This window comes from Ruegeria sp. CDSC021 (genome assembly GCF_059610845.1).
In genome coordinates this window covers 209,333-219,973 of sequence record NZ_JBXWOK010000005.1, presented here as the reverse complement: position 1 = coordinate 219,973, position 10,641 = coordinate 209,333, and the positions used below count along the sequence as shown (strand labels likewise).

The following is a 10,641-nucleotide window of genomic DNA, read 5'->3' as shown; positions in this document are numbered from 1 at the left end:
GTGGCCCGTTCGTCTATCGGTTAGGACGCCAGGTTTTCAACCTGGAAAGAGGGGTTCGATTCCCCTACGGGCTACCATTTCTTCACACACCGAACTTTTCCTGACACAGGGCCTGCACCTGTCCCCAGACAGATTTGAATTCCGGCGTGTTTTCGGCGGCATAGTGGAAGTTCTTCATCAATCCCGTAAGCTGAGTGAAGACCTGGCGTACCTCGGCCTTGTCGGCGAACTGCGCGGTGGATTGAGTGACGCCATAGACCAGTTTGAACGTCATCTTCTGACGCTCTAGCGGAACCGACGCATCCACCGGGTCAAAGGCATCCTGCTGCAGATAGACCATGTCGACAAACAGCGCCTTTTGCTGAGTCACAAAATCCTCGATCGTGACCCCTTCCTCGCCGGTCACCTGCATCATCTGGTCAACCTGTTCGCCCCTTTCGATCAATGCCAGCAAGTCGCGCACTTTGGCCGTCCATCCGGCTTCGGCGTTGGTGTCGTACCAGTCCGAGAGCTGTTCCAGATAACGCGACCAGCTGAGCATCGGATCGACTGCGGGATAGAACCGCTTGTAGGCGCGTTCGGACGACAGGCCGAGGAAACACTTCACCGTGGACAGCGTCGATTGCGTGACCGGTTCATCAAAGTTCCCACCTGCCGGTGACACGGTCCCGATCAGGGTCAGGCTGCCGGTGTCCCCATCATTGGTCTTCATCGCTCCGGCGCGTTCGTACAACCCCTTGATCGAGCTTTCGAGATAGGCGGGAAAGCCCTCTTCCCCCGGAATTTCTTCGAGCTTGCCGGAGGTCTCGCGCATGGCCTGAGCCCAGCGGCTGGTACTGTCCGCAATCAGCAGCACGTCGTACCCCATCTGGCGGTAATATTCGCCCAGGGTGATCCCGGTGAATATAGACGCCTCGCGCGCGGCTACGGGCATCGAGGAGGTGTTGCAGATGATGATCGTCCGGTCCATCAGACTGCCGCCAGTGGTCGGGTCGGTCATCTTCGGGAATTCCGCAATCGTCTCGACAACCTCACCCGCGCGTTCACCACAGGCCACCACGATCACGATGTCCACCTTGGCGTTGCGTGCAATCAGGTTCTGCAGCACCGTCTTGCCTGCGCCGAACGGACCGGGAATACAGGCCGTCCCACCGCGGGCTATCGGAAAGAACGTGTCGATCAGGCGCTGAGAGGTCAGGACAGGTTCGGTTGGATAGAGCCGCTCGGACAAGGTGCGTTTCAGAACGTTTTCCGGCAAAGCCCGCCGTACCGGCCATTTCTGCGACAGGGTCAGCGTGTGCTCACCCCCCTGTGCATCTTCAAGCCGCGCCACGATATCATGGATCATGGCCGCACCCTTCTGAACCCAAATGACTTTGTAGTCCCCAACCCAATTAAAGGGCAGCATGATCTTATGGGTGAAATGCCCCTCGGGCACCGCCCCGATGCTGTCGCCTGCTGTGACCGTGTCGCCCACCTTGACCGATGGGGTAAACGACCACTTTGCCTGAGTGTCCAGGGGCGCAACGTCCGCCCCACGCGGCAGAAAGGTTCCGAATTCTGCCGCCACCTTGGCCAAAGGCGACTGCAAGCCGTCAAACACCTGCCCCAACAGCCCAGGACCAAGTTCGACCGAGAGCAGCTGCCCCGATTGTTCGACCGGGTCGCCCACGGCGACGCCATCAGTGCTTTCGTAAACCTGCACATCGGCAGTGTCGCCCCGCACCCGTAACACTTCGGCTTTCAGACGTTCCTGACGTCCACCGGGGCCGGGCCGCGTGGGCAGAATGAAAACGACCTCATTCTTGACCAGCTGTCCGGGATGGCCTGTGGCATCAGGGTTCGCCTGAATTTGTACCAGCCCTTCCTGTACCGAGACGACGCGGGCAGTAGAGGTCTGCGTGGCGGAGGTTGGGGCTGTCATGCGCTTACTCCCTCAAAATCCAAGTCGATCGCACTTGCCATGGCGTGTTGCGCCAGTTTCTCAAAGCGCGTTGCCGCGTCACGCGCATTGCTTTGCGCCCAGCGATCAAAAATATTCCAGATCAGAACATAAATCGCCACGGCTTCGAAATCGAACAGATGGCGCGCGGCGTAGCGTTTCAGTTGCATATGGCTGACCGACAAAAGCAACCGTTCAAGCCCCAGGGGGTCATCGACATCCAGCAAGTGTTTGGCTTCTTTGATCCAGGGCATTGGGGTTTCCAGCCGAAAGGCAGGGTCGCCCCAGTTGGCTGGAATGTGTCGGCTCCAGCGTCCAATGGCATAGACGCCACTAGGTGCAGCACCCCCCTGTTTGCGCAGGCGCAGCGCGGCAACCGCAATCCTCAAATCCATCCGTTCCATGAACAGCTTGCGCAAGGTCGGTTGTGGAATGTGCCGGAGCGCTTCTTTGCATCGCTCAATGGTCTGTGCATCCGAGACGTTCATATCATAGTTGTTCCAGTTCAGAGCGTGTTCCATTACCTCCAGAACCCGCGCATCCGCTGGTGTCAGCACCCGCAATCGCCGGTCCAGCCTGAGCCGCGACAGCGGAGGTTGTTTGGCGATGAACAACCGTTCCGAGCCCGGCAGGCTGCTGATCAGCGCGATATAGGCGTCAGGGTCCGACATGTTACCGGATCACACCTTCCAAAACGGCACGAAAGCGCGGCTGCAAATGTTCCATCAACAACGAGGCGACGGCCTTATCGGTCAGATCCAGAACAACCCCCTGTTCATCAGCCCGGATGCGGATGCCATTCTGGGTGTCATCCGCGCTGTGCAGCTCAACCTGTTCCTTCAGCATTTCAGCCGTCAGTCCCAGAACGTAACGCGTCAGCTTTCCCGACTGAATATCATCGGCGTTCTGTTTGATGTCATCCTGAGTGGCGACCCTGGGAGGCAGTATGACCTGCGCGGGCCCTTCCAGTCTGGCGTCTGACGCGGCGCGACCGACGACTTCAAGGATCATTTGTTTCAGCAGTTCAGGATCAGTCATTTCTTGGGTGACCAGCCGTTCAACATCCTTGCGGAATCGATCTGTCAGACCGGCCTTCATTGTAAGCACCGCATCACGCATCGCTGTATTCAGCGCCTCTTCTCCGGCTGTGCGATAATTATCCGCTTCGGCACGGGCCTTTTTCCGATACTCATCTACGTCGCGCTTGGCATCGGCAAGAATTTTGGCCGCCTCGGCTTTGGCTTCAGCGCGCAGCTTGTCTGCATCGGCCTGACCGGCAGCCACACCATCGCTGCGCAGCTTGTCGATCAGCGCATCCACCCCATGCGAAATAATCCCGTCCTGTGCCATCAGCTAATCCCCGCGCTGATGACCAAAGCAAAGACAAAGGCAAATACGCCAAAGCCCTCAATGATTGCAGCCGGCGCAAGTGCCAGGCCAAAAATCTCGGGCTTTTCCTTGGTTGCGTTGATCGCTGCAGCACAGGCCCTTCCCTGCCAGATGCCGCAATACATCAGGGCGATGCCCGACAGGATACCGATCCCGAACAGCCCGCCTGCATTTTCAGGCGTCACATCGCGGTTCAGCGTGAACATGATGACGATGCCGTAGATCACCATCGTCGATGGAAAGGCCGACACGCCGATAAACCGGCCATACCCGCCTTCGGTTTCCGTCATCGCTCCGATACTGGCCTGTCCAGCAATGGAACAGCCAATCGCGCTTGCTGCGGCGCCCAGCGCCATGGGGGCATAGATTCCCAACCAGCCCAATGTAAGTACAAGCTCATTCATTCCTGAACCTCCTTGCGGGCGAACGGGCGAAAGACGATGCCTTCATCCGGCAGACCCCATTTAAAGAATTCGATGTAATTGAGACGTAATCCGTGAACGACGCCACTCATCATGGCGAGCGCGAAATTAAGGATGTGCCCGGCGATCAGGATCAGCACGCCAAACAGAAGGCCCAGCCCTTTCAGAGACTGCATCACCGAGACCGCCAATTCGTTGAACGTAATCGCCAGTGAGGCCGAGGCCAGTCCCAGTGCAAACAGGCGCATATAGCTAAGCACATCTCCAAAGGCGCCCATCGCCCCGGCCAGCCCCTGCACTCCTTCTATAAGGCGCCAAAGCCAGTCTGACGGTTTGGCAATCTCGCGCTCGCTGGTGAACAGAAGGATCGCCAAAGCGCCTGCGATCATAATCGCAGCACCCGGTGCTGTGGGTCCGCCTTTCATATAGCTCAGCCACAGTATGAACCCGCCGATCAACACCGCGATCCAGCCAAGATTGGCAACGGAACTGCGCCGCCCCCAAGACGCGCGTGCTGCAAGCGCATTCGCCAATATCAGGTGCAGAACGCCGACCACGATTGAAATCATCATCATCGAGTCGAAATTGTTCAGGTCCAACAGCTTGAGTTTCCCCCAGATCGTGCTCGAGGCCGGGGAAGCGCCAAAATAGCTTCCAACCAAAATCCCGTACAGGACCGTCGCGCCCGAAATGATCAGACCATAAAGCCGCCACGATCTTTTCGCTGGTGTATTGTCGAGACGTTTCCAGAAGGCCAACAGCCCCAGCAGGATAACCAGGCCATAGCCGGCATCCGCAACGATCATCGCAAAGAAGATCGCGAACGAGACGGACACGATTATGCTGGGGTCCCATTCTCGATACCCAGGAACCTGATAGAACAGGGCAAGGTCTACCGCTGCACTGCGATTTTCCGGCTGCTCAAGCAGCGTCGGAGGTATCTCGTTCGGGCCCGGGTCTTCGATCAAAACAGCGGCGTTCTGCGAATTGGCCATGTCCAGGACAGCCTCGACCTGATCGCTGGGCACCCAACCCTGCAGGGCAAACACTTCGCCTTCGTCGCGGACCTTTTGCGTGGCATGGGCCAGTTCGGCTGCGCTTTCGGCGGCGGCAAGATTACGCCGCATCAACGTCAGAAAACGGGTCTGCCCGATACGCTCGGCTTCCAGCGCCTCAATGGCGATTTCGGCCTCTTCCAGCTGAGCTTCAAGCTCGTGAATGGGCAACGAACCCGTATGGGTGCGCGGCACTGGAAGGATGTCGTCTTCGGGATCTTCCGGGGCGATCAGAACGGCGTAGAGAAACCGGTGATCCTCTTGCAGGATGGCCCAGGGCAACTGAAGCTCCGCCAGTGCCTCGCGGTGCTTTAGCGGCAGTTGATAGAACCAAAGCCGGTTGCCTGCCAACACATCACTCGGCGGAAAATCCAGATCTCCCCACGGGCGCACCTGAGCGATCCGGTGGGATAGAAAATCCCGGTGGTCGGTCATATCCCTTATGCGCTGCATCAAGTCCAGGACTTCACCGACGAACTGGTCCATATCAAAACCAGAATCGCGCCGAACCTGACGGCGCGTTTCCGACGATTCTTTCAAAAACCGCAATGCTTTATACGCATCTCGGGCACCACGCTCATTGATCCGCTCTGGCTCTGCCGGCGGCGGTGCCAAAGGCAAAACATGCATGCATCCCAATGTCTGCAGCGCGCCTAGAGTGTCCCCCTTGTTCGCGGCACGGCCGACCAAAGACAGTTTTTTCAGCCTTGCAACACTCATGCCGCAACCTCCTTCGCATGTTTGCGTTTGGAGATTTTCGAGCGCACAACGGATTGCATCTGTTCATCGCTCAGATAGATGCGGATTTTCTTGATGTTGGCCCTGGCGCGCGGGATCAACACCTTCTCGAACAGATTGACGCGCTGCGTGATCGTGGCGACTGATTTGTCAAAAATCCTGACCCTTTCTTCGGCCACTTTCACGCGCAATCGGGTTTCGATCATGTCATGCAACAAACGCGCCACTGCATCCACCCAATGTGGCTTGGCCAAAAGGGAATACGGACGTACCGCGACCTCGATTCGGTCCAGATCGGGCATGGTAACGCCAACCACGTTGACCTTCTTCAGCCGGTAATCCTTTAGTTCGACCAACCCTTCCAGGTCGACACCTTGTTGCGCCAGCATGGGCAGCTTTTCCCCGACCTGCTGTGCCAAGCGCGTCACCTCGTCCTGCAGGTGCTGCACATTTTTACGTGCCTTGGCCCGTTCAGCCATCAGTTGCTGACGCTTCAGGTCCAGAGACGGCAGGAACCGCTCATAGCTTTTCAGCTGCGTCTGCTCGCGCGCAAGCGACGATTTATTCAGCTGCAACCGCGCCATGTGCATCCTTTGGGAAGTATTTGTCGATCAGATCCTGCTTCATCAGCAACTGCTCGGGGGCAAAGCATTCAGCTAGTGTCTTCCATCCCAGATCTAGCGCATCCTCCAGCGGGATCGAGACGTTGATGTCCATAAAGCGTTTGCGGAACAAAGCGCCGAATTTCAGCAACTGGTTGTCATAATCCGATAGGTCAAACGCCATGGCCTGTTTCTGCGCGGCATCTCGGCTTTCGGAATAGAACCGGATCATCGTGTTCATGATCTGGCCGTGGTCTTCGCGTGTGGTTTTGCCGATTACATTCTGCTTGAGGCGCGACAAACTGCCGAACGGGTCGATCACGCCGGAATGCAGGTAAAACTGGCCTTCAGTGATATATCCGGTGTTGTCCGGCACCGGATGCGTCACGTCATTCCCGGGCATGGTTGTGACAGTCAGCACAGTAACCGATCCACCCTTGGCATAGTCGCAAGCTTTCTCATACCGTCGTGCCAGTTGCGAATAGAGATCGCCCATATATCCACGCTGCGATGGGACGCGCTCCTGACTGATCCCAACCTCTTTCATCGCATCGGCATAGGCGGTCATATCCGTCAGCAGGACCAGAACACGCTTGCCCTCTTCCACAGCGAATTTCTCGGCAACGGCCAGCGCCATATCCGGCACCAGCAGGCGTTCGACCAACGGGTCCATGGCCTGATTGACGAACATCACGGTCCGCGAGAACACGCCCGCATCCTCGAACGAGGTTCTGAACGTGTGGAAGTCGTCAAAAATCAGCCCTAGCCCGCCAAACACAACAATATCCGCATCCGCCTGAATGCCGATGCGGCTGAGAAACGCGTTGAACGGCTCGCCGGATACCGAAAATATTGGGATCTTCTGGCTTTCGACCAGCGTATTGAACACGTCGATCATCGGCACATCCGTGCGAATCATCTTGTTGGGAACCGACCGCTCAACCGGGTTCACCGTTGGTCCCCCAATGTCGATGCGCGGTTCGGCAGACAAGTCCGGGCCGCCGTCAATCGCCTCGCCTGCGCCGTCAAACACCCGGCCCAGAATATTGGCCGAATACGGGGTTTGCATCGGATGACCAAGGAACGTTGCTGTCGCCTCGGTCGAAATCCCCTTGGTACCCGAGAACACTTGCAAGGTTATCACATCGCGGTCGATGAAGATGACTTGCGCCAGCGTTCTGTGCCCATCGACAGTTTCGATCACGGCCAGATCGTTGAAACGCACCGTCGCGTCAGCGGACCCGTCACTCGGAACTTTTATCTTTAGCGTATCCCCCACGATCTCGAGAACGCGGGTAAATTTCAGAAGACTTCGGGACATTTCTGATCCTCATAGCCTGAAAACTTGATTGAACTCAAATCGTGCAGAAAACGGTCACAAAGGTCTGCTTTTCAAATGGACCCGCATCACAGCGTCTGCCGAAAAACCATGCGCGCGACCCTGCATTCAAGGGGTCTGCGAACTGAAATTAATGGGCAAATGGTGCTTTAAAACATGACATAAATCAATTCATTTTCAGAAATTTATCCCGGTCATCACCTCAATTACTAAAAATTTAGTTTGACACGCAGGAGGCAAATCGCTGATGCTGATCGTCATCCGGTCTGCGCCGGATCACATTATCTTTGGGAGGAAACAGATGCGGAGACATCTACTTTCCGCAGTGGCGGCGGCTGCCGTCATTGCGGGGCACGGTCCCGTTTGGGCCGACGAAGCCGCAGCACAACGCTGGATCGACGACGAATTCCAGCCATCAACCCTGTCGAAAGACGAACAGATGGCCGAGATGCAATGGTTCATCGAAGCTGCACAGCCTTACAATGGCATGGAAATCAACGTCCTGTCCGAAGGCATCCCTACGCACTCTTACGAATCTGAGGTTCTGACCAAGGCGTTCGAAGAAATTACCGGCATCAAGGTCAATCACCAGATTCTGGGTGAAGGCGAAGTAGTTCAAGCCGTTCAAACCCAGCTGCAAACAGGTCGGAATCTGTATGACGGCTACGTGAACGACAGTGACCTGATCGGCACCCACTCTCGTCTGCAGTTGGCGTATCCGCTGACCGACATGATGGGTGGCGACTGGGCGGGCACGACCTCTCCGACGCTGGATTTGGATGACTTCATGGGCATTCAGTTCACCACCGGTCCGGATGGCAAGCTGTATCAGCTGCCTGATCAGCAGTTTGCGAACCTCTATTGGTTCCGCAAGGACTGGTTCGACGATGAGGCAAACAAAGCCGCGTTCAAAGAGAAGTACGGCTATGATCTGGGCGTTCCGGTCAACTGGTCCGCTTACGAAGACATCGCCGATTTCTTTACCAACGATGTGAAAGAAGTCGACGGTACCGCGATCTATGGCCACATGGATTACGGCAAGCGCGCACCTGACCTGGGTTGGCGTATGACCGACGCGTGGCTGTCGATGGCTGGTGCAGGCGACAAGGGTGAGCCGAACGGCATCCCCGTTGACGAATGGGGCATCCGCATGGAAGCGGGCACCTGTAACCCTGTTGGCGCATCTGTGTCGCGCGGTGGTGCTGCGAACGGTCCAGCTGCGGTCTATGCGATCCGCAAATGGGACGAATGGCTGCGCAACTATGCGCCTCCAGGTGCCGCGTCTTATGACTTCTACCAGTCGCTGCCGGCGCTTAGTCAAGGCAACGTGGCCCAGCAAATCTTCTGGTACACCGCCTTTACCGCCGACATGGTGAAGCCGAAGTCCGAAGGCAACAACACCGTCGACGACGAAGGCACACCGCTTTGGCGGATGGCGCCGAGCCCGCATGGCCCCTATTGGGAAGATGGTCAGAAGGTTGGGTATCAGGACGTGGGATCCTGGACCTTCCTGAAGTCGACCCCTGCGGATCGTGCTCAGGCGGCTTGGCTGTATGCCCAGTTCGTGACATCCAAGACGGTCGACGTGAAGAAGTCCCATGTGGGTCTGACTTTCATTCGCGACAGCTCGGTCAACCACGAGTCGTTCACCGAACGCGCGCCCAAGCTGGGTGGTTTGGTCGAGTTCTATCGCTCACCTGACCGCGTGGCATGGTCGCCGACCGGCATCAACGTGCCGGATTATCCAAAGCTGGCCCAGATCTGGTGGCAGCAGATCGGTGACGTGAACTCGGGTGCCTTCACTCCGCAAGAAGCGATGGATCGTCTGGCCGAAGAGATGGACATCACAATGGGCCGGATGCAGGCCGCGGATGAAAGCGCCGGTGTCTACGGCGGTTGTGGTCCGCGCTTGAACGAGCCGCAGGATGCGTCCTTCTGGCTGGAAAAGCCGGGTTCGCCAAAAGCCAAGCTGGAGAACGAAAAGCCGCAAGGCCAGACCGTCAACTATGACGAACTGGTTCAGCGCTGGCAGTCCCAGTAAGCGTAAACTCGTAGGCCGGGCTCAGACCCGGCCTACCCCCAAATACCCCCAGAGAACACCAGATGATCGAACTTCAAGACGCGACCAAACGAGTCGGCAACGTCATCCATATCAAACCCACGAATCTGACGCTGCAAACAGGCCATTTCAATGTGTTACTGGGTGCCACCGGTTCCGGGAAAACATCACTGATCAAGATGATGGCCGGACTGGATCCGATCGCCGCAGGCAAGGTCCTGATGGACGGGCAGGACGTGACCCGGCTGAATACGCAGAAGCGTAAGATCAGTCTGGTGCACCAGTTTTTCGTCAATTACCCCCATATGAGCGTTTTCGACAACATTGCCTCGCCCCTGCGCGTAGCAGGCATGGCGAAAAGCGAAATCGAAGGCCGCGTGGAAGAGGCCGCTGATCTGCTGCAGCTGCGCCCGATGCTGCAGCGCCGCCCGCACGAGCTGTCGGGTGGACAACAACAACGCACCGCTTTGGCCCGCGCGATTGCCAAGGAAAGCCGGGCCGTGTTCCTTGATGAACCCCTTGCCAATCTGGACTACAAACTGCGCGAAGAGCTACGCGAGCAACTTCCTGATCTTTTTGCCGGACGCGGGGCCGTTGTGGTCTATGCGACTTCAGAACCGGAAGAAGCATTGCTGCTCGGTGGTCATACCGCTCTGATGGCAGACGGCCGGGTCACCCAATTTGGGCCAACCGCTGATATCTACCGCAATCCGGAAAACATCGCTGCCGCACGTGTGTTCTCGGATCCGCCCATCAACGTCGCGCATATCACCGTCTCGGGTGCGCAGGCGCAACTTGCAGGGGGCGGTGGATGGGCCGTCACCGGCATCGCAGACGGTGAATACACAGTTGCGGTACGCCCGCATCGCGTGACGCCATTCCGCACATCGGACGCAGATGTAGAACTGACCGGGCGTGTGATCGTGACCGAGCTATCCGGATCTGACTCCAGTGCGCATTTCCAACATGGGAACGACGCATGGGTTTCATTGGCGGCGGGCGTACATCCCTATCAGGTTGGCGAAGACCATAGTTTCTATATGAATCCGGCCCATTGCCGGTATTTCGGCCAAGACGGCAAAAGGGTGGCCTGAC

At 57.3% G+C, this 10,641-nt stretch carries 9 protein-coding genes and 1 tRNA gene; 3 read left to right on the top strand and 7 right to left on the bottom strand.

Translation table 11 applies throughout. The annotated features are described in order from the left end of the window. The first annotated feature begins 2 nt into the window (after positions 1–2). A tRNA-Glu gene (locus AC2FGB_RS10815) sits at positions 3–77 on the top strand. Positions 78–82: 5 nt separating this feature from the next. Here the strand turns inward: AC2FGB_RS10815 and AC2FGB_RS10810 are convergent. Genes AC2FGB_RS10810 through AC2FGB_RS10780 form a run of 7 tightly spaced genes read right to left on the bottom strand, consistent with a single transcriptional unit; the run spans position 83 to position 7,469 of the window. Further along, positions 83–1,924: a V-type ATP synthase subunit A gene (locus AC2FGB_RS10810; protein WP_496689808.1), complete on the bottom strand. Its 1,842-nt coding sequence runs from the start codon at positions 1,922–1,924 to the stop codon at positions 83–85. Further along, complete coding sequence (locus tag AC2FGB_RS10805; RefSeq protein WP_496693896.1) at positions 1,921–2,613, bottom strand: hypothetical protein; 693 nt, start codon at positions 2,611–2,613, stop codon at positions 1,921–1,923. Before AC2FGB_RS10805 ends, AC2FGB_RS10810 begins: the two co-directional genes overlap by 4 nt. Position 2,614: 1 nt before the next feature. Next, complete coding sequence (locus AC2FGB_RS10800; RefSeq protein WP_496693897.1) at positions 2,615–3,292, bottom strand: hypothetical protein; 678 nt, start codon at positions 3,290–3,292, stop codon at positions 2,615–2,617. Beyond that, complete coding sequence (locus AC2FGB_RS10795; RefSeq protein ID WP_281972343.1) at positions 3,292–3,735, bottom strand: ATP synthase subunit C; 444 nt, start codon at positions 3,733–3,735, stop codon at positions 3,292–3,294. Before AC2FGB_RS10795 ends, AC2FGB_RS10800 begins: the two co-directional genes overlap by 1 nt. After that, entirely contained in the window at positions 3,732–5,528 is a 1,797-nt protein-coding gene (locus AC2FGB_RS10790; protein WP_496693898.1) for a V-type ATP synthase subunit I, read from the bottom strand. Before AC2FGB_RS10790 ends, AC2FGB_RS10795 begins: the two co-directional genes overlap by 4 nt. Then, positions 5,525–6,130: a V-type ATP synthase subunit D gene (locus AC2FGB_RS10785; protein WP_496690811.1), complete on the bottom strand. Its 606-nt coding sequence runs from the start codon at positions 6,128–6,130 to the stop codon at positions 5,525–5,527. The genes AC2FGB_RS10790 and AC2FGB_RS10785 overlap by 4 nt, the downstream gene beginning before the upstream one ends. Beyond that, positions 6,108–7,469: a V-type ATP synthase subunit B gene (locus AC2FGB_RS10780; protein ID WP_496693899.1), complete on the bottom strand. Its 1,362-nt coding sequence runs from the start codon at positions 7,467–7,469 to the stop codon at positions 6,108–6,110. Before AC2FGB_RS10780 ends, AC2FGB_RS10785 begins: the two co-directional genes overlap by 23 nt. Positions 7,470–7,788: 319 nt before the next feature. Here AC2FGB_RS10780 and AC2FGB_RS10775 point away from each other — a divergent pair, with 319 nt between their 5' ends. Then, entirely contained in the window at positions 7,789–9,528 is a 1,740-nt protein-coding gene (locus AC2FGB_RS10775; protein ID WP_271946219.1) for an ABC transporter substrate-binding protein, read from the top strand. A gap of 62 nt (positions 9,529–9,590) precedes the next feature. Beyond that, the gene (locus tag AC2FGB_RS10770; RefSeq protein ID WP_142634705.1) at positions 9,591–10,640 is read left to right on the top strand and encodes an ABC transporter ATP-binding protein; all 1,050 of its coding nucleotides are present in this window, start codon (positions 9,591–9,593) and stop codon (positions 10,638–10,640) included. Position 10,641 lies beyond the last annotated feature (1 nt).